The sequence below is a fragment of the Paenibacillus sp. USHLN196 genome (genome assembly GCF_037144955.1).
GTDB lineage: Bacteria > Bacillota > Bacilli > Paenibacillales > Paenibacillaceae > Paenibacillus > Paenibacillus xylanexedens_C.
The window spans coordinates 154,448-173,342 of the sequence record NZ_JBBCYH010000001.1; the positions used below are offsets into that span (position 1 = coordinate 154,448).

General features: G+C 42.9%; 18 protein-coding genes and 1 pseudogene. 11 read left to right on the forward strand and 8 right to left on the reverse strand.

The features are described 5' to 3' along the window. Positions 1-174: 174 nt before the first annotated feature. The 3 genes from WFI24_RS00635 to WFI24_RS00645 all read left to right on the forward strand — a co-directional run bounded on the left by WFI24_RS00635 (position 175) and on the right by WFI24_RS00645 (position 3,108). Positions 175-303, forward strand: coding sequence for a DUF6254 family protein (locus WFI24_RS00635; protein ID WP_219845137.1), 129 nt, complete (start codon positions 175-177; stop codon positions 301-303). 363 nt (positions 304-666) lie between these two features. Then, positions 667-1,965 carry an NCS2 family permease gene (locus WFI24_RS00640; RefSeq protein ID WP_336757976.1) on the forward strand — a complete coding sequence of 433 codons (1,299 nt, stop codon included), beginning with the start codon at positions 667-669 and terminating at the stop codon, positions 1,963-1,965. Between the two features lie 165 nt (positions 1,966-2,130). Beyond that, the gene (locus tag WFI24_RS00645) at positions 2,131-3,108 is read left to right on the forward strand and encodes an alpha/beta hydrolase (protein WP_336757977.1); all 978 of its coding nucleotides are present in this window, start codon (positions 2,131-2,133) and stop codon (positions 3,106-3,108) included. A 121-nt stretch (positions 3,109-3,229) separates the two neighbouring features. On the opposite strand, the gene WFI24_RS00650 is transcribed toward WFI24_RS00645, so the two are convergent. Next, complete coding sequence (locus WFI24_RS00650) at positions 3,230-4,375, reverse strand: glycosyltransferase family 61 protein (protein ID WP_336757979.1); 1,146 nt, start codon at positions 4,373-4,375, stop codon at positions 3,230-3,232. A gap of 129 nt (positions 4,376-4,504) precedes the next feature. After that, positions 4,505-5,857, reverse strand: coding sequence for an MATE family efflux transporter (locus WFI24_RS00655; RefSeq protein WP_336757981.1), 1,353 nt, complete (start codon positions 5,855-5,857; stop codon positions 4,505-4,507). Between the two features lie 136 nt (positions 5,858-5,993). On the opposite strand from WFI24_RS00655, the gene WFI24_RS00660 reads away from it, so the two are divergent. After that, the gene (locus WFI24_RS00660; RefSeq protein WP_336757982.1) at positions 5,994-6,674 is read left to right on the forward strand and encodes a TetR/AcrR family transcriptional regulator C-terminal domain-containing protein; all 681 of its coding nucleotides are present in this window, start codon (positions 5,994-5,996) and stop codon (positions 6,672-6,674) included. Positions 6,675-6,793: 119 nt separating this feature from the next. Here the strand turns inward: WFI24_RS00660 and WFI24_RS00665 are convergent. Beyond that, a pseudogene (locus WFI24_RS00665) lies at positions 6,794-6,950 on the reverse strand (tRNA-binding protein); the annotation flags it as partial. A gap of 9 nt (positions 6,951-6,959) precedes the next feature. Beyond that, positions 6,960-7,892, reverse strand: coding sequence for a DMT family transporter (locus WFI24_RS00670; RefSeq protein WP_336757983.1), 933 nt, complete (start codon positions 7,890-7,892; stop codon positions 6,960-6,962). Between the two features lie 155 nt (positions 7,893-8,047). Between WFI24_RS00670 and WFI24_RS00675 the strand changes: the two genes are divergently transcribed. Next, entirely contained in the window at positions 8,048-8,935 is an 888-nt protein-coding gene (locus tag WFI24_RS00675; protein ID WP_336757985.1) for an AraC family transcriptional regulator, read from the forward strand. Between the two features lie 38 nt (positions 8,936-8,973). Here WFI24_RS00675 and WFI24_RS00680 read toward each other — a convergent pair whose 3' ends face one another. Further along, complete coding sequence (locus WFI24_RS00680; RefSeq protein WP_336757987.1) at positions 8,974-9,861, reverse strand: LysR family transcriptional regulator; 888 nt, start codon at positions 9,859-9,861, stop codon at positions 8,974-8,976. A 158-nt stretch (positions 9,862-10,019) separates the two neighbouring features. On the opposite strand from WFI24_RS00680, the gene WFI24_RS00685 reads away from it, so the two are divergent. Next, a complete protein-coding gene (locus WFI24_RS00685) occupies positions 10,020-10,859 on the forward strand; it encodes an SDR family NAD(P)-dependent oxidoreductase (RefSeq protein WP_336757989.1) in 840 nt (279 codons plus the stop codon). Beyond that, complete coding sequence (locus WFI24_RS00690; RefSeq protein ID WP_336757991.1) at positions 10,849-12,027, forward strand: MFS transporter; 1,179 nt, start codon at positions 10,849-10,851, stop codon at positions 12,025-12,027. The genes WFI24_RS00685 and WFI24_RS00690 overlap by 11 nt, the downstream gene beginning before the upstream one ends. A gap of 27 nt (positions 12,028-12,054) precedes the next feature. Here WFI24_RS00690 and WFI24_RS00695 read toward each other — a convergent pair whose 3' ends face one another. Next, positions 12,055-12,456: a VOC family protein gene (locus WFI24_RS00695; RefSeq protein ID WP_336757993.1), complete on the reverse strand. Its 402-nt coding sequence runs from the start codon at positions 12,454-12,456 to the stop codon at positions 12,055-12,057. A gap of 151 nt (positions 12,457-12,607) precedes the next feature. Here WFI24_RS00695 and WFI24_RS00700 point away from each other — a divergent pair, with 151 nt between their 5' ends. The 3 genes from WFI24_RS00700 (at position 12,608) to WFI24_RS00710 (ending at position 17,124) form a co-directional block, all read left to right on the forward strand. Then, positions 12,608-13,633 carry a hypothetical protein gene (locus WFI24_RS00700; RefSeq protein ID WP_336757995.1) on the forward strand — a complete coding sequence of 342 codons (1,026 nt, stop codon included), beginning with the start codon at positions 12,608-12,610 and terminating at the stop codon, positions 13,631-13,633. Positions 13,634-13,944: 311 nt separating this feature from the next. Further along, on the forward strand, positions 13,945-15,642 hold the full coding sequence (locus WFI24_RS00705) for a carbohydrate-binding protein (RefSeq protein ID WP_336757997.1): 1,698 nt from the start codon (positions 13,945-13,947) through the stop codon (positions 15,640-15,642). 255 nt (positions 15,643-15,897) lie between these two features. Then, positions 15,898-17,124, forward strand: coding sequence for a multidrug effflux MFS transporter (locus WFI24_RS00710; RefSeq protein WP_336757999.1), 1,227 nt, complete (start codon positions 15,898-15,900; stop codon positions 17,122-17,124). A gap of 157 nt (positions 17,125-17,281) precedes the next feature. On the opposite strand, the gene WFI24_RS00715 is transcribed toward WFI24_RS00710, so the two are convergent. After that, positions 17,282-17,728 (reverse strand): spore coat protein, encoded by a 447-nt coding sequence (locus tag WFI24_RS00715; protein ID WP_336758747.1) that lies wholly within the window; start codon positions 17,726-17,728, stop codon positions 17,282-17,284. 242 nt (positions 17,729-17,970) lie between these two features. On the opposite strand from WFI24_RS00715, the gene WFI24_RS00720 reads away from it, so the two are divergent. Beyond that, entirely contained in the window at positions 17,971-18,597 is a 627-nt protein-coding gene (locus WFI24_RS00720; RefSeq protein ID WP_145325495.1) for a spore coat protein, read from the forward strand. An 87-nt stretch (positions 18,598-18,684) separates the two neighbouring features. Here WFI24_RS00720 and WFI24_RS00725 read toward each other — a convergent pair whose 3' ends face one another. Next, positions 18,685-18,864 (reverse strand): H-type small acid-soluble spore protein, encoded by a 180-nt coding sequence (locus WFI24_RS00725; protein WP_145325494.1) that lies wholly within the window; start codon positions 18,862-18,864, stop codon positions 18,685-18,687. Between the last annotated feature and the right edge of the window lie 31 nt (positions 18,865-18,895).

Here is an 18,895-nt window from a genome sequence, read left to right on the forward strand (position 1 = left end):
CCTCCAGTTGTGGCATGTCTATATTATTGCATTCCTGCTCTAAAAACCGATATCTAATTTGTCTTATATGCTTGCCTAATTCTCTTATTACCTATGCATGCAGAATAAAGTTGTCCAGAAATGACATCATAAAGAGGTAGTATACATCTCAGTTTCCAGAGGAGGATATCTTGTATGGCTGACCAGAAGAAACGCAAAGAAGCTGCCTGGAAGTCACGAAAGCAAGAACAGCATCCCCATGGCAAAATCAAATCGCTTAAAGAATTATCCAGCGAATATGAAGAGAAACCTACTACGAATTAAGCAAGAGACTGTCAGTGAACATTGCTGGCAGTCTTTCTTCATATATTGCAGACCTTGAGCCATACGTACATACTCTATTCTAAAAACGAATGAACACAAGATATAACGTCTGTATAGTTCGTAAATAACTGTGAACAAATCGTTAATTCATTGACATTGCATGTCATTTTAATTAGAATACGAAATGGACTTCAGGTTGAAAACAGATATGAGTATCTTTATGTTTAGTTTAGAGCTTAGCTGTTGAATCTTTAAATCCTAACAACGAATATAGGAGCGACAATATTACAATCCTATATGAAGATTAGGATTTTTTGTTTTTAGCTTTGGAGTATAATTTGAAAGTTGGAGGCTGGCTTTACCATGGACAAATGGTTCAAACTTAAAGAACGAGGCACGAGCATCCCCACAGAAATTATCGCAGGGGTTACAACATTCTTCACAATGGTATACATAGTTATCGTAAACCCAGGAATACTCAGCAGCACAGGCATGGACTTTAACGGGGTATTCATAGCAACGGTACTGGCAAGTATTGTGGGAACTCTGATTATGGGAATCTGGTCCAATTATCCGATCGTCATCGCACCGGGTATGGGCCTGAATGCATTCTTTGCCTATAGCGTAGTTGCCGGATATGGCGTGTCTTGGCAGGTTGCACTGGGAGCCGTATTTATAGCAGGGATTTTGTTTATTATTTTATCACTGACTTCATTCCGTTACATGTTGCTTGATGCAATTCCTGCTAGCTTAAAACATGCCATTACCGCAGGGATCGGATTGTTTATTACAACGGTAGGTTTGCAAAATGCCGGGATTATTGCCGATTCAGAATCGAATTTGATTACGATCGGAAACTTGGCTGAGCCAATGGCTTATCTGACTATTATCGGATTGATTATTACCGTTGTGCTGATGGCTTATAATGTGAAAGGTTATCTGTTCATCGGAATGGTGGTAACAGCGATACTTGCCTGGATCATGGGACTATTCCAAATGCCGGAATCGATTGTATCCATGCCACAAGGTCTTACTTCAACGGCTTTGCAACTGGATCTGGCAGGTGTATTCTCGAATGGTTTGTATACGATCATATTTACGTTCCTGCTGATCACGCTGTTTGATACGACGGGCACGATGCTCGGCGTTGCTGAACAAGCAGGACTACTGAAGGATGGGAAATTCCCGCGTTCGCGCGGTGCATTATTAGCAGATGCCGTAGGAACAACCTCAGGCGCTTTGCTCGGAACAAGCCCAACATCGGCTTATATCGAGTCCAGCACAGGGGTGGCTGCGGGAGGAAGAACGGGACTAACAGCGGTAACGGTAAGTGTGATGCTTGCGCTGACGTTGTTCTTCACACCGATCGTAAGCGTGATATCTGGTATTCCGGCGATCACTTCTCCGGCACTGATTATTGTTGGGTACTTTATGATTAACGTCATTAGCAAAATCAAATGGGATGATCTCGAAGAAGCATTTCCTGCTTTCCTGATTATCATCCTTACTCCGTTGACGCATAGTATTGCGACAGGTATCGGCGTAGGCTTCATCTTCTATCCGGTACTCAAGCTGCTTCGTGGAAAAGGTAAAGATGTTCATCCGATATTCTACATTTTTGCGGTATTGTTCTTCATTCAGCTTGTATTCCTGGACCACTAAAACGGTCTAATCAAAAAGAGAACTGTTCTAACAAGCAGCTCTCTTTTTTTTGTGCAGTTCATACTCCGTTCATATTCCCGTCACGAAGGGGACATCTTCCATGGTTACACTATACCTATGTCGCAAGAGCGGCTCTACAGATATAAAGGACAGGAGAAGATGGATATGGCAGAAACAGTGGATGTAACAACAACGGGGACTATGGGCCGTAAAAAACGGAACTTATGGTTAAAAATAATAGGTGGTATTGTCGGCGCGCTGGTGCTGTTCATGGGCATCACGTTTGTCGTTCACACGATAAGTAATGGTGTCGAGAAAAAGAAAATCGAATCGTACGGCCAATATGTCAATGTCGACGGGAAAAATATGAATGTGTCCATTCAAGGCAGCGGTGAACAAACCATTGTGCTTCTTCCTGGACAAGGAACTCCGTCGCCAGTACTGGATTTCAAATTGTTAATCGATGAATTGACGCCTGATTACAAAGTTGTGGCGATTGAGCCTTTTGGTTATGGATTAAGCGACCAGACCGAAACGGAGAGAACCACCGAGAATATCGTTAGTGAAATTCATGAAGCTGTAGAGCAGCTCGGTATAGATCGTTATATTCTGATGGGGCATTCCATCACGGGACTGTACGCGGCGACTTATGTGAACACGTATCCGGATGAAGTCTCTGCTTTTGTCGGGATCGATAGCAGTGTTCCGAATCAACCTGGCATGGATGTTAAATTACCTTTGAACTTAATGAAATTCTTTCAAAAATCAGGCTTAATGAGAGTACTCAATAAAGTGAGTGGTGATTCATATGCATCACTTCCATACGATGAACATACCAAAGAACAGATGAAGTTGATTTCGAATCAAGTCTCGACAAACCCAACATTAGTAGATGAGCTTAAACACCTGGGTTCCAATTTCAAAAATGGAGAAAAACTCACGTATTCTCGTGATCTGCCAGTGCTTCTCTTTGTTCTTTCCAATAACGAGAAAAACCCGCAGTGGATTCCGCTGCATGAGGAGCAAGTGAAACAATCCGCGCAGGGCAAAATGATCCCAATGGAAGGTTCACATTACCTGCATCATACGAAATACAAAGAAATCGCCGAGGAATTCAAATCTTACATGAAACAACTTCAATAGCATAATTGATTATTAAACTGCGGTGCCGAATTTGGTGCCGTGGTTTGTTTGTTATTAGGAGGGAAGATAAAGGACTCTCACTCATATCTGTATTAACATGTTTAGGGTTAGAAGCTTAACTCTATTCAATCAGTCCAGCTAAGCGAAGAGTCTGTTCCAGCCGATCCAGATCCACGGAGAAGTCCTCCAATCCCGGAAAATGCTCCTGTGTCGTCCCGTCTTCCTGCCCATACATCATATAATAATCAAGTTGGTTATGGTTACTGATCATCCAGTAAGTAGGTACAACATGCCGGATATGAAAAATTTCGACAACACGGGTTCCTTTACTGCAAAAAGCAAGATTGGCCAGTCCGGCTCCATGCGGTGAAACGATTGCTTTTGCGGAAGCAAAGAGCTGGACTTGTTGGGCTATGGTCCAATCCTCCAGGCAAACAGGAATAAACCCGTACGCCTCCAAACGGCGGATGACCTCATCCTCATTAACTATTCGTCGGGCAGAAGCTTTGCTCCGAGATATGAAAATGCGAACGGGGGAATGGAGTATTGTGTCGCGTCCGGGTAGCATAAATGTCCGAAGGACAGCTGTTGCCCAAGGCGGATAGTGGGAATTCATCATTAGGGAAGGCACGACCAATTGATCGGCCTGAATTTCCAGATCATCTCTAGTACGAATCACCGTCGAATCCGAGATGCCAAACATATCTAACGTTTCTTTCACAAAAGATCCATGAGGATTCGGATTCATGACGAGGGATTCAAAAGCAACATTTAACATCCGAAGCATGCCCAATCGCGGCAGAACATCATATAACCAATGAAAATAATTATGACTCCCGCAAAAAGTTAAAACGGCAGCAGTTCCATGGAGATGCTGATGTTCTTGAGCCTTCCTCCGATACAAAGCGGGGTGTTCTTCCAATGTCATCATTCTGTTTTGTCGTGCATCGTATTCGGGGGAAAGGTCGAAGATCAGTTTTCCGTCAGATGCCAGGATAGCACCTGATGTTCCCCAGACACGCCCATTCGATATATATGCCCTATACCCACCTTGGGGATGCAGGGTATAGGGCATCAAATAACGGTGAATCTCCGTTTCAAGGGTTTTGGGGAGCTTGAATTCAGCGGCTCCGCCAAAATCAAAAGGGTCAAGTTTTTCTTGCCCGCTGGGAGAAACGGAAGTAATCCATTCCATAATGTCTCTATAAAAACCGAACTTATTTGGATTGGCGTCTGTCGATTTAACATTTCTGCATATTTCATTCATTGTTCGTCCCCCCGAGACCCTTGTTACTTATGATGCTAATTTATGCAAACAGCGATCAAAGGAGACGAAGATGGGAAAATAGGTAACAAACTTAATGCCGTGTTTTTTTTCTGTAAACCATTTGCGAAATTACTGTGCCAAATGTTCCAGATCCGGCTGCAATTTTGTCCGCAAAGCATATAACATGATGGCCCCAACTAGAAACGCGACGGCATCAGCAATAACAAGTGACCAGATCACTCCATGAAAGCCGTTCATTTGATTAGCGATATACAAGACAGGAATTAGTGTAATCCCTTGAATTATGGACATAACAAACGCGGCGGTTCCTTGGGCTGTTGCTTGGAAGATCCCCATAAACAAAGAAGTCATTCCTGTAATGAACAAGGATAAGAAGGTTACATGAAGAATGTAGCTACCCATTTCAATTAATTGCGGGTCAGTCGTAAATAAACCAATCAAGTGGTCAGAGATCAGATAGACGACAACCCCAAACAGGACGGCTAACGCCAAAATAGATTTGATCGTGAATCCAATGGTTTGTTTCATGCGTAATTTGTTCGCTGTGAATGAGAAGGCAATCAACGGCACAACTCCCTCGCACAAGCCCATCAGAATAAACTCAGGAAATTGCAATAAACGTGATGAGATTCCATACCCCGCCACGGCCTGATCTCCATATTCAACAAGAAAAAGGTTAAGAATAAGCGACATTGCACCCAAGAAGACACTCATAACAAAGACGGGAACTCCAATTTTCAATACATTGCTCAGGATGTCCTTGGTCACCTTGAACCATTTGAGGGAGACGGTTAAGAACGGACTCTTATAACTTATATGGTAAGCGTAAAATGCACTCGAAACCAAGTTGGAGATGACGGTAGCAGATGCAACGCCGATCACGCCCCAATGGAAGACAAAAATGAATAGTGCGTCAAGAACAATATTTATAACAACACTGAGAATCATACCGGTCATTGACGTGATTGCTGAACCCTCCGAGCGCACGATATTCTCCAGCGTGAAGAATAAGATGACGAAGGGTGAACCCATAAGCATAATCGTGACATACTCTTTCGTAAATCCGAAGGACTCTGGCGTTGCCCCCAGCCCATGAACGATTGGTTCGATCAGCGGGAGGCCAACGGCCATCACAATAATTCCGAGAACTAAACTACTGTAAAAGGCGAATGAAGATACATGCTTCAGATCATCGACTTTTCTCTCTCCCAGCAAACGAGAGATGAATGTACCGCTGCCTATACCAATTAAATTACCAAGGGCCATGATGACCGCGAATAAAGGTAAAGTTAGTGCGAGTGCGGTTAACATTGCTGTATTACCCAGTGTACCAAGGAAATAGGCATTCAAGATGGAGTAAATAACACTCATTGACGTGCCTAGCATCATTGGGACAGCAAAGTGAGCTACGGCTTTGGCGATCGGTGCTTTTTCAAAGTAATGGAGGTTTTCTGTATCCATGTGGGTCACTACTTTCTTCGTTAATATTGATCTAATCTAACACCGTTAGATTGAACCTTACAGTGTTAGATGTTATCATGAACGTATGAACCTGTAAAGCATAAACTTACACTGTTAGATAAAAGGACGGATAACGATGAAAAAACAGCAGCCACAGATTTCGGAAGATAAGATATTGGAAACTTCGTGGGAACTTTTGGCGGAAGAGGGCATCGAGAAATTCAGCATGAGACGCTTGGCAGACAAGCTGGGGATTCAGGCTCCATCTCTATACTGGTACTTTAAGAGCAAGCAGACGCTCTACCAGCGTCTGGCCAATCAAATATCGAAAATTATTCTGGACGAGTTTCACGCTGAAGGGGACTGGAAGGAGCAGATGGAGGGGCTTGCGGTGACGGTGCGGAGTGTGCTCAGCAGATACCCGTGCTCCACACAGCTCATGATGATGACGCTGCCCCACGAGCCAGACATGATCCGCTTCACCAACCGCATGTTGCTCTGCATGGAATCAACGCCACTAGAGCAAGAGCAGAAATTACAGGCCGTTCTAACACTTGTCAATTATGTATTCTATTTCGTACTGGACGATTATCAGCATCAGCGCAATATATCTGCTGCCCTTAAAGAGCAGGAAGTGCTTCAAGGTGAAGAGATGGTTAGCCTTCTGGATTCTATGAGTGAGAAGGAAGCTGGTCTGTTCAGCAGGATGTATAAGAACGGTATGTTTGAGGTGATGGGAACCGACGGAGCTTTCGAGTTCGGCTTGAAGCTGATTTTGCTCGGGATCGAACAAGTGGTTAAGGAACAAGAGAAGTAGCACGCCACGATTTTGTGTAAAGTAACTCAACCATAAAGGAGAGACATTAGTTCTACATAGAACTGATGTTTTAAAACAAGAAACCCACCGGGTATAAAGCTCCAGTGGGTTTCTTGTTATCATCCGATCGGAGTACCATTTGGTAGCTCGAGATCAGGTTTCAAACAAAACAACATCTCCTTGTTCGGGCAGCCCGCCAAGCACCAACACTTCTGAATTGAATCCTGCTATACGACGCGGAGGGAAATTAACTACACCTATAATCTGCTTTCCGATCTTTCTTTATTATCCTAATTTCCTGAATCGATTGAAACGAAGGAACTTGGGCAGTTGGATATTGTAGGATTTCAGGGCAAAGTACATCAGCATTCCTGACAACGTAATTAAACCGCCTACAAATTGAAAAGCAGAGATGGTTTCTCCCAAAAGAAGATAAGCCAGCATAATGGCCAAAACGGGTTCACCGATAATGCCTACTGAAACCGTTGTTGCACCAATGGATTTGAGCAGCAGATTGAAAATATACTGACCAAAAATAGTGGGTAAGATCGCAAGTAGGAGGAAATACAGCCAATCGGATGATTCGTAATTGGTCAACGAAAAGTTATTCAATAAACTGTAGACCAGCAGGACACTTCCACCAATAATAAAGACGACAACACTGTATATATTCGCGTCGATTTTTCGACTCACTTTCTGTCCCACCAGCATATACGCCGATACCAGTATGGTTCCTACCAGTGACAGACCATCTCCAATCAGAGCCTCTCTTGAAACGCCTATATCACCCCAAGCGATGATCACCGAACCGAATAGGGCGGTAATTAAACATAGAACGGTATATATACTCGCTCTTTCCTTAAACATAAAGTATGACCCGATCATCACAAACAAAGGTTGCAGTGCCAGAATGACCATGGAACTAGCCACTGAGGTATACACCAGCGATTCCATCCAGAACAAGAAATATAGACCCAGAAGCAGGCCAGCCAGAAAAACGGTGCTCCAACCCTTTGAATCCAATTTTAAGAAACGGATCGTTTTCCAGGGGATAAAAGGAAGCATAATAATGGCCGATATATATAGTCTGTACATACCGGCTATAGCGGTCGGAGTATCCGAAGATTTGATCATGATTGAAGAGACGGATACCGACAATATGGCGATCAAAAGTAGTACATAAGGATGAAAAAGCAGAGATGATTTATTTTCTTTCACATATAAGCCTCCAAAAGTTCTTATCCGGTCGTCTGTGCACAGGCTATTGTGATAAGTCAAAGATTTGATATAATAATATCATTATTTTTGTGGATTTCGTGCAATTAAATCGCTCTATAATATAGATATATCGTCAAAGAAAGGAACGTCATAGAATGGGGAAGCAACTTTATGAGGATATTTTGTATTCCGATCTTTCGTTTCCCTATATCATGTACACACATACACGTCATACAAGTATCCCCGAAGGCAGAGGGTTCAACGATCTGCATTGGCACGAAGATCTACAGATCACTTTAGTCACAAAAGGCAAGCTGGTTATTCAGATAAACGGAATTGATCATACATTGGAAACGGGTCAGGCGATCCTGATCAACAAGAGAATTCTTCACATCGCAACTGAGCTGAGCCATGACGGTCAATATGTTAGTTTTAATTTTCCGGAAAAGCTATTAGCCTTTCATATAGAAAGTGCAATGGAAAAAAATTATGTACTGCCTTATACCAATTCTTCTTTGGTTTCAATTGTGATTACAAGAGATTCGGAGTGGGAAACGCAGATATTAGACATGCTTTGGGGAATGAGGGAGACATTTAATTCAGAGAAAACATGGGGATGGGAATATGAAATTTCAATTAAAACAGTACAACTATGGTTTGTATTGATATCCAACATTTCGATTCCTTCCGAGGAAACCCCAAGAAGCGAGAAGCGTCAGCAAGAAAGACTACAGTTAATGCTCAGCTTCATCCATCTAAATTACGCTCATCCGGTTACACTTCGTGAGATTGCTGATGTCGCCCATTTGAGCATTTCAGAGTGCACCAGATGTTTTAAAAAAACGGCTCATATGACGCCATACGAGTATCTAATCAAATATCGGATTAAGAAGAGTAAAGATCTCTTAATATCAACGAATGATACAATAACCGAGATCGCTCAGAAAGTAGGCTTTAATCACGTGAATCACTTTATCCAGTCTTTCAAAAAGCACGAAGAAAGAACACCGAAAGAGTTTCGGTGCTCTCCATATCCTGTATAAATGCAAAAACGAATATTCATTTGCGTTTTTAGCGAATCTTAAAATTTAGCCTGAATTTCTTTTAAAAACAAATCCGCAGCAGTCGAAAAGACCTGATGTTTTTTCCAAACAATATTTAAACCAGATTCGAGTCTTGGCTCCAGGGGTCTGAAACAAAGGTCGCTTTCACTGGACGTATTCACTATTTTATCAAGTGTTAATGCATAACCAATACCTTCTTCAACCATAATGGCAGCATTATATGCAAGATTGTATGTAGTAACGACGTTTAATTTGTCAAAATCTTCACCAAACCAATCCGCAAACTCATTTTTCGAAAATGTCTGCTTCATCGACTGTCGTGAACAGATCAGTGGAACATGTAATAAGTCTGTGGATCGAATCGTTTCTTTGGATGCGAGTGGACTTTCTTTTCTCATTACCACTCCCCAAACATCCTTGTCGGAGAAATTAATATAGTTATATTTTGAAACATCCGCTGGCTGGATTAGAATACCGAAGTCAAGGAGTCCCTTGTCAAGCCGCTCAGTTACATCATCTTCGTTGCCGCTGTATAGGTGATAGCGTATATTGGGATATTTATTCTGCAGGTCTTTTGCCACTCTTGCAATTTGCTTCATGGCTTCCGTTTCTCCACCGCCAATATAAATATCACCATTTATGGTTTCTTCCATGGATTGAAATTCTGCCTCTAATTTATCGACCATACCCACAATTTCTTCAGCTCTATTTCTTAAAAGCATACCTTCATCTGTGAGAATAACACTGTAACTACTGCGAATAAATAATTTCTTTCCCAACTCTTGTTCAAGGTCTTTCAATTGTCTGGACAAGGTTGGCTGCGTAACATGCAAGAAATCAGCAGCACGTGTAATGCTTCCTTCTCTGGCGACCGTAAGAAAATAACGCAATACTCTAATCTCCATCTTAACTCCTCCTTTATCCTTCTATATTCTACAATAAACCTATAAGAAATGCCTTTCAAGCATATCTTGTTATAAGATATGAGTATTTGCTATATGGTGTATAAACGCTAAACTAAAGAGCGAGGCAACTGGAGAAGAAATTGAAGGGAATGAATGATATGAATAAGACAAAGGTATGGTTTATCACTGGCGCTGGTCGAGGTATGGGCACAACTATTGCGAAGGCTGCTTTAACTGCTGGACACAAGGTTGTGGCTACTGGCCGGGATCCCGATGCGGTGCTTCGTGCAATCGGTGATTCCGAGAATGTAATGGTTGTCCCATTAGATGTTTGCGAACCTGCTGATGCACATTCCGCAGTTAAGGCGGCAATGGAACGGTTCGGGGCGATCGATGTACTCGTAAATAATGCGGCACATTTCTATGGAGGGTATTTTGAGGAACTGACCCCTGACCAGATTGAACATCAGCTACAGGTGGCGGTGGTTGGTTCAATGCACGTTACCCGGGCCATATTACCTGTGATGCGTAACCAACGTTCAGGACATGTGATCTCGATCTCTTCAGGCGCTGGCCTTTCAGGATTTGAGTTTAATTCGGCGTACAGTGCTGCGAAATTTGCGCTTGAGGGATGGATGGAGGCAGTGGCTCCTGAGGTAGCTCCTTTTGGTATCCATACGACTATAGTCAATCCGGGATTTTTCCGAACAGAATTTCTTACGGATGCATCGTCAACTTTCGCTAAGCCCTCGATTGAAGACTATGATGACCGGAGAGCTGGTCATATGGAATTTTTCAAGAATCAGAACGGGCAGCAGCCTGGAGATCCAAAAAAACTTGCCAATGCCCTCCTCAAGATTGCAAACGAGGACCAACCGCCGCGACGCTTTATTGCAGGAGCCGACGCGATAGGCATTGCAGAGCAGAAAATTGCCAACCTTCAGTTAGAGATCGATGCTTACCGGGATCTCTCTAGATCCATGGCATATGACAACTAAACGAAATCACCTGCTTGTATTCATTTTGACCTTTGGTGTATTCGGTATATTAAATACGGAGATGGGCGTAATCGGAATCTTGCCTTTGATTGCAGACCATTACCAGGTCAGTATCTCAACCGCTGGTTTGATTGTGAGTCTTTTTGCGCTTGCGGTTGCTGTATCTGGTCCCATTTTGCCCTTATTATTTTCAGGCATGAACCGCAAGTATGTCATGTTGTTCGTGCTTGGCATTTTTATTGTGGGCAGCTTGGTCTCCGCCATCACATCAAACTTTACGGTATTGGTCATTGCACGTGTCGTTCCGGCTTTTTTCCATCCAGTCTATTGCTCATTGGCATTTACGGTCGCAGCGGCGTCAGTCCCCAAGGAAGAGGCGCCGAAGGCAGTGGCTAAAGTATTTGTAGGCGTGTCGGCAGGGATGGTACTCGGAGTCCCCCTTTCGAGCTTGATTGCTACCAGCACATCGTTGTTCTATGCGATGTTGTTCTTTGCCGCCGTAACGATCGTCGCATTCGCAGCAACCCTTCTGTTCGTGCCCTCCATGCCAGTTACGAAAAAACTCTCTATGGGTACTCATCTGTATGTATTGAGAAGATCCGTGATGTGGCTATCCATTGCTGGTGTGATCTTCATGAACGGAGCTGTTTTTGGGGTCTATAGTTATCTTGCTGAGTTCCTGAAAACCGTGACAAGATATGGCTGGAACACCGTCAGTGTGATGTTATTTCTATATGGCTTGGCCAATATGGTTGGGAACATGATAGCAGGGAAACTGCTTGCTAATTACCCGTTAAGAACGGTCAAGATGTATCCCATTGCATTAATAACTGTTTACATCTTGTTGTTCACCTTCGGACAATTCAGTGTGCCAACAGCCTTCCTTATTTTCATTTGGGGGATCTTAGGAGGCATAGGCGGCAACATCACTCAATATTGGGTGGTATCTGCAGCACCAGAGGCACCCGAATTGTCGAATGGGATCTTTCTAACCTCTTCCAATCTGGGAACAACACTTGGTGCTAGTGTATGTGGACTAATCGTAACTGGAATAAGTACACATTATATCGTAGTTGGAGGAATCGTATTCCTTATATTTAGTATCGTAACGAATTACGTCAGGATCTCCATGACTGGCCGATTGAAGGATTCGAATGTTGAAGGATAAGAGGCGGACGTGGTTATAGACTTTACATTACCGTTTCGGCATTTTGCTCTCATCCATGTAGAGCAAGTTCCAGCGGTGACCGTCCAGGTCAGCAAATCCTGCACCATACATCCAGCCATCTATTTCACTCGGCTTGCCAAAGATGCTTCCTCCGGCAATCTCTACTTTTTGAATAAAAGCATCAACTTCTTCTCTGCTATCAGCACCAATGGAAAATATCACTTCTGCACTATGGGAAGTATCCGCAGTTTTTGCACCTGTAAATTTCTCAAACGTTGCATCCGGAAACAGTAGAATCGTCGTTGAGCCTATGACAAGCTGGGCTCTCTCGTTACCAACATTCTCCCCATGGAATCCGATCTCATTGAAAAAGGTGGTGGATTTCACAACATCTTTCACAGGCAGGTTCATCCAGATTTTTTGTGACATGACTGCAGCCTCCTAATATATACTTACAACTACGTTTACTATACTCTACTTCTACCAGGGTTTGAACCCTCAGAGTGTTCTCTATATAATAACCATAATGCTTACTTCACTTACCCAAGTTAGGGATAATTTGAAAAGAAGGTGATGGTTAATGAGCGAACCTTGGACTGCTTCAATGAGTGGTGCTCCCTGGAATGATGACAAAATGAGTAACGCTGTCACTCAATTGCGAAACCGCGCTACGATAAGTTTTGTAGTTGGGCTGGACGAGGCGCATGATCTACGTCAACTGGATGAACATGTGTTTGCCAAACGCCCGGATCTGATTCTATCCATCTCAAACACTGATGTGAAAGGGCGATATACCGAAGATTTTTTGGAGATTCTCGCTGCACTAAAGCATGTCACCGCTGTGCAGTTGGATCTCAAGCAACCACAAGATCTGAATAGACTGGGTGCGATGCAAAGGATGGCGTTTCTCAACATTCGCTCACCCAAAATCCAAAATTTGGATTTCATACGTAACTTTAAATATTTAGATTATCTCGCACTTAGCGGGAAATTCTCTGATCTCTCACCAATTGAGGACTGTATCCGACTGCGTACCCTGGTTTTAAACTGCACTATTGATCGACTTGATTTTGTTGTGGACCTGCCGTTAATCGAATATTTGGCTATCGATCAGTGTACATTGAGCGGTTCGCTTGAGGTCCTGGCTGAATCGAATATAAGCATGCTGAGATTATCCTCTGTCCGTAATCTGACCGATATTGATGCAGTAGGGGCGCTACATAACCTAGTCTATCTACATCTATCATTACCTAAGATTGAGCGATTGTGCGACTTTTCAGGTATGAACAATCTCCGTCAACTAGAATTGGATTTCATGAAATCATTACAGGAGATTAATAATCTGTGGACTGCGAATCAATTAGAGGTACTGGTCTTGAAAGAGATACAAAAGGGGATCAAGGCGGAAGCTTTTGAGGGTTTACTCGAAATGCCAAAATTGCGCCAGGTGGATTTCCGTTATATCGATCACAGCAAAGGTCGTATAGCTGCCATGCGTGAACTCGTGATGGTTGCAGGAAAAGGCCATCTTCTCTATGAGAATATCGCTGAAGAAGAACGAATACAGTCCACGGGACTTGTGCATCTGTCCAAAATTCTAATGTGAGCATGACAGGGTATAGACTGAACATTAATACCCAAACATAAGTAAGCAGAGAAGGGCAATCTCCTATGAGGTTGCTCTTTTGATCATGTCTTTTTTGTCTAACCCGTATCTCTTAAAAAAAGATAAATATCAACAATAACCTATAATATATCAGGTTTTATTCCACAACATAATATAGTAACATTTACAAATAAATACTTTATTTATCATCTGATGCACTTTGAAAGGACGTGATATGTTAACTTCTATCCACGGTTGAAGTAGTTGAGAATGTTGAATGCGCTTTCATTGGTGAAATCCATTTGAGGAGGATGAAGATATTGAAATTCAAAATGACACTTAAAAAATCAGTCCATGTTTTACTGGCATGTTTAACGGCTCTACCTCTGATGTTAACCCCGACACATGTGTCGGCTGCTAGTGATGCGAACATTAATTTATCCTCCGAAAAACAGCTCATCAAGGGTTTTGGGGGCATTAACCATCCAGCCTGGATCGGTGACTTGACGGCAGCTCAGCGTGAAACTGCCTTTGGTAACGGACAGAATCAGTTGGGCTTTTCCATTCTGAGAATCTATGTCGATGAGAATAGAAACAACTGGTACAGAGAGGTCGATACTGCGAAAAGAGCGATTGAGCAAGGTGCACTTGTATTCGCTTCACCCTGGAATCCTCCCAGCGACATGGTCGAAACGTTTAATCATAACGGACAGACGAATGCCAAACGCCTGAAATACGATAAGTATGCCGCGTACGCGCAACATCTGAACGATTTCGTCACTTACATGAAGAATAATGGTGTAGACCTGTATGCGATCTCTGTACAAAATGAACCCGATTATGCCCATGACTGGACATGGTGGACACCACAGGAGATCCTTCGCTTCATGAAAGAGAATGCTGGCTCCATTCAGAATACAAAGGTTATGGCACCAGAATCGTTCCAATATTTAAAAAACATATCTGACCCGATCCTGAATGATCCTCAGGCACTCGCCAACATGGACATTCTGGGAGCACATACGTATGGAACCCAGTTCAAAGATTTTGCATATCCTCTCTTTAAGCAAAAAGGGGCCGGCAAAGAACTGTGGATGACCGAAGTGTATTACCCGAACAGTGATAACAACTCAGCGGATCGCTGGCCAGAGGCGCTGGATGTGTCCTATCACATGCACAATGCTATGGTTGAAGGTGATTTCCAGGCATATGTATGGTGGTACATTCGCAGACAGTACGGTCCAATGAGAGAAGATGGTACCATTAGTAAACGTGGATATAACATGGCTCATTTCTCCAAATTTGTACGTCCAGGCTATCTCAGAGTGGATGCAACCAAAAATCCGGATACCAACACATTTGTTTCGGCCTACAAAGGGGATAACAAAGTGGTCATTGTGGCGATTAATCGCGGCACATCGGCTACAAGCCAAAGATTCGTTCTACAGAACGGCAACGCTTCTACCGTATCCTCCTGGGTCACGGATAGTAGTCGAAACCTGGCAAGTGGAACACCGATTAACGTGTCAGGTGGAGCATTTACGGCACAGCTCCCAGCTCAAAGCGTAACCACGTTTGTAGCCAATGTAACCGGTAGCAGTGGTGGAAATCCAGGAAGTGGAACCACATATGAGGCAGAGAATGGTACCACACTTACCGATGCTGGCATTGAAACAATCTATCCAGGATACACAGGCTCCGGATACGTTAACTTTAACGCTATGACCGGTTCGGCCATTCAATGGAATGCCATCAACAACGCTACAACAGGTACCAAAAACGTAAAGTTTCGTTACGCCCTGGAAAGTGGAACACGTAACCTCGACATATTTGTCAACGGAACCAAAGTCATCAGTAACGAGCCCTTCCCGGCAACTGGAAGCTGGTCAACATGGAGTGAAAAGACCATTCAGGTTCCCATGAACACAGGAACCAATACGATTAAAGTGGTCACAACCGGTACAGAAGGACCAAATGTAGATAACATTACGGTTACTGCAGCACAATAAGCGCGCTGTTCTCATTTAGTTAAGCAATATATGAATAACCCCCGTTTCAGATACGCTAGCCGGTATCTGGAATGGGGGTTATTCATTTTAACTTGACTTACAGTTAACTCTACCTCTTATACTCAGAATAGAGGTAGAATGAGAACCATTACTTAAATGTTTATAACAGGTGAGAAGGGAGAAGGAATGTGCTGATTCCATACAGCAAGATTTACGAAATGACAATATATAAAAGGAATTGGAGATTTATTTAACATGACGAAGAGCACGAATTGGAATGTCTTTGGATTGGCCATACTACTGGGTTTATTTTCGACATTAGGTCCATTTACGATTGATATGTATTTACCGGCTTTTCCTGAGATTGCAAAAAATCTGAATACAACTGCATCACTTGTACAATTTAGTCTTACTGCTTGTTTGCTAGGACTCGGTGTAGGTCAACTCGTTATGGGTCCTTTGAGTGATGCTTATGGTAGACGTAAACCATTGTTGATCTGCATGGCAGCCTATATTATTTGTTCCTTGGCATGTGCCTTTGCTCCGAATATCGGACTATTGATTTTGTTTCGCTTCACTCAAGGATTTGCAGCATCAGCGGGGATTGTCATTTCTCGTGCGATAGCTAGAGATCTATACAGTGGACATGAACTTACTAAATTCTTCTCGCTGCTCTTGCTCGTGGGGAATTTGGGACCTTTGGCAGCACCGATCGCGGGAAGTGGAATTCTTTCATTCACGACATGGATTGGCGTGTTTGTCTCCCTTTCATTTCTGGGGATTTTCTTATTAATCATGACAAAGTGGGGGTTGAAAGAGACTCACCCCGCCGAAAGACGTATGGTTCCCGACTTCAAACAGCAGTTGGGGAATTACAGAATGCTCCTTCGTGACCGCACATTTGTTGGCTATATGCTGGCACAAGGAATCATGACGGCAGGGGTCTTTGCTTATGTAGCAGGTACACCTTTTATTTACCAAAACATATATGGAGTCACACCGACTGTATTTGCCATATTGTTTGCTTCAAACGGAATCAGTTTGATCATCGGTTCTCAAATCGTGGGTCGTTTGGCCAAACGCATACCTGAGCAGACCCTTCTATTATCTGGACTATGGCTTGCTTTAATAGCAAGCGTTGCTGCTTTGCTCGTAACTCTGGCTCATGGCCCACTTTTTGCTTTGGTCATTCCATTGTTCTTCTTTGTTTGCTCGATCGGCATTACATCAACAGCGGCATTCCCGCTTGCCATGGAGAGTCAAGCGAAGATGGCTGGAAGTGCAGCTGCACTCCTTGGAGTCGTTCCATTTCTTCTGGGTGCACTGGTTGCTCCTCTGGTCGGTATCGCAGGTGAGGATACTGCCGTCCCATTAGGACTCACTTTATTAATGACCAGTGTCATCGCGATTGTTACTTATTTTCTGCTTGTTAAAAAAAACTCACATCAACCAAAACATGCCCAGACTGATCCTAACTTTTAGATTAGAAGTAGCAAAAGGTCGATTCCAGATTGGAATCGGCTTTTTTGGCATTATGAAGTATACCAAATGTGTTTTTGTAGGGACACAGGGTTTGACACGAGCTATTCAAATATAAAACAACAGGCCTTCGATGACTCGAAGACCTGTTGTTTTTGAATTACAGAGATATCGCTTTATTCGCCATAGCAATGTCGTTGGCGAGGAGTTTAGGAAGATCATAGGAGGGATACAGCCCCCGCTCTAGCATAAAGTAAAATACTTTACCATGTAGTTGGATAGCACCATTTAGTTGTTTCTGCAATGTTTCACGTAGTTGAGGAGTGGCGGTTTCTGTAATGGCGATAGCATAGTTGCGAACTGATGTTTTCGCAAAACCCAGCAGCTGTCCAGCGTAAAATGCAGTCATATCCATTTCATTCCCACTGTTTCTGGTTCCTTCTGGCGCCAGTGGATAATATTGAAGAAGCTCCTTCAAATTTTGTTCAATACCATTAATGGCTTCCATATAGAGTGTGTGGAGGTCCTGGTTCTTTACATCAATCAATACTAATTTAAAATGTGTTAACTGATTGCTCTGAAAGGCTGTCAATTCGTGAAGTTCCATCGTTTCGTGCCAAGCGAGATGATGGTTTTGTCGATTTAGTTCGTAAGTATACACATGAATCCCTCCTAAAGTTATGTGTTAGCCTATGCATGGCGCCTATAAAAGGTACTGTGAACGAGACGTATTCAAAAAAATAAAAATTAATCTGAATATATTGGGTCCATGAAATTCATAATAACCACAGACTGCGGATAGAGAAAGCCACCATTTGCAGGAAACAATTAATAGGAGGAAATACAAAAATGCAACTGCAAAACCATCAAAACATTGAAACAGGTACTGTTCCACCTCAACTGAACCATGGCGGGCATGAAATGTTTGATGTCCATGAAGTATTGGCAGGAGCGATCAATACCATGAATACGTATACCATGATGAGTGAACACGTAAAAGATCCGGAGCTTCGGGATATTTTACAACGTCAGAAGCAATTTATGACGGATGAATATAACATTACATTGGAATGTTTTAAAACAGGTCAGGATCCTTCCAAACCGACTCAAAGTTATAAAATGAATCAGGGTAACGATTTTACTTATGGCATGAAACCAAGCCAACCGAAAAAGCCAATGCAAACTGCAGGTGAGATATGCGACCAAAGCATCTCCCTTAGTATGTTAAATGCAGTAAAATCGGGGGCTGTAATGAAAACAACAGCAGCATTGGAAACAACGAATCCTGTTGTACGCCGTGTGCTTGCGGATTCCTTGCCAAACTGTATTGAAATGGCCTATGAGATCTCGATTTATCAAAATAAGAATGGCTTCTACCAAGTACCACAGCTTGCCCAGCAAGATATGCAGCAAATGCAAAATGGATATGCTCCTGCACCGCTTCAGCCGCAAATCCCTGGTAACCTTCCCCACTAAAAATGAAGCGCCGTATCTCATTTCGAGATACGGCGTTTTATTTGTTACGATTTTGAAACAGGTCTGCAATAAAAGCTGTCATTTATACTAAGGATGTTCAGTCAAACTGGACAAAGGAACTGTCATTTCCTGTTCCGAGTCTCCGACCGGATAGATTCGGGCCGTTTCATCCTCATTGACATGCTGGATAAAGATAGGGGTATCCTGATAAGTTACCTTTTTCATAATGGTCGATTCAGATATTTCGATCGCTCTTTGTTTGTTCATAACGTTCTCCTTATTCCGAATGGTCATTTGA

Bases quoted from the DNA above. Each gene is read 5' to 3' on its own strand.
- WFI24_RS00635 (WP_219845137.1), top strand. From the start codon at position 175: ATGGCTGACCAGAAGAAACGCAAAGAAGCTGCCTGGAAGTCACGAAAG.
- WFI24_RS00640 (WP_336757976.1), top strand. From the start codon at position 667: ATGGACAAATGGTTCAAACTTAAAGAACGAGGCACGAGCATCCCCACA.
- WFI24_RS00645 (WP_336757977.1), top strand. From the start codon at position 2,131: ATGGCAGAAACAGTGGATGTAACAACAACGGGGACTATGGGCCGTAAA.
- WFI24_RS00650 (WP_336757979.1), bottom strand. From the start codon at position 4,375: ATGAATGAAATATGCAGAAATGTTAAATCGACAGACGCCAATCCAAAT.
- WFI24_RS00655 (WP_336757981.1), bottom strand. From the start codon at position 5,857: ATGGATACAGAAAACCTCCATTACTTTGAAAAAGCACCGATCGCCAAA.
- WFI24_RS00660 (WP_336757982.1), top strand. From the start codon at position 5,994: ATGAAAAAACAGCAGCCACAGATTTCGGAAGATAAGATATTGGAAACT.
- WFI24_RS00675 (WP_336757985.1), top strand. From the start codon at position 8,048: ATGGGGAAGCAACTTTATGAGGATATTTTGTATTCCGATCTTTCGTTT.
- WFI24_RS00680 (WP_336757987.1), bottom strand. From the start codon at position 9,861: ATGGAGATTAGAGTATTGCGTTATTTTCTTACGGTCGCCAGAGAAGGA.
- WFI24_RS00685 (WP_336757989.1), top strand. From the start codon at position 10,020: ATGAATAAGACAAAGGTATGGTTTATCACTGGCGCTGGTCGAGGTATG.
- WFI24_RS00690 (WP_336757991.1), top strand. From the start codon at position 10,849: ATGACAACTAAACGAAATCACCTGCTTGTATTCATTTTGACCTTTGGT.
- WFI24_RS00695 (WP_336757993.1), bottom strand. From the start codon at position 12,456: ATGTCACAAAAAATCTGGATGAACCTGCCTGTGAAAGATGTTGTGAAA.
- WFI24_RS00700 (WP_336757995.1), top strand. From the start codon at position 12,608: ATGAGCGAACCTTGGACTGCTTCAATGAGTGGTGCTCCCTGGAATGAT.
- WFI24_RS00705 (WP_336757997.1), top strand. From the start codon at position 13,945: ATGAAGATATTGAAATTCAAAATGACACTTAAAAAATCAGTCCATGTT.
- WFI24_RS00710 (WP_336757999.1), top strand. From the start codon at position 15,898: ATGACGAAGAGCACGAATTGGAATGTCTTTGGATTGGCCATACTACTG.
- WFI24_RS00715 (WP_336758747.1), bottom strand. From the start codon at position 17,728: ATGGAACTTCACGAATTGACAGCCTTTCAGAGCAATCAGTTAACACAT.
- WFI24_RS00720 (WP_145325495.1), top strand. From the start codon at position 17,971: ATGCAACTGCAAAACCATCAAAACATTGAAACAGGTACTGTTCCACCT.
- WFI24_RS00725 (WP_145325494.1), bottom strand. From the start codon at position 18,864: ATGAACAAACAAAGAGCGATCGAAATATCTGAATCGACCATTATGAAA.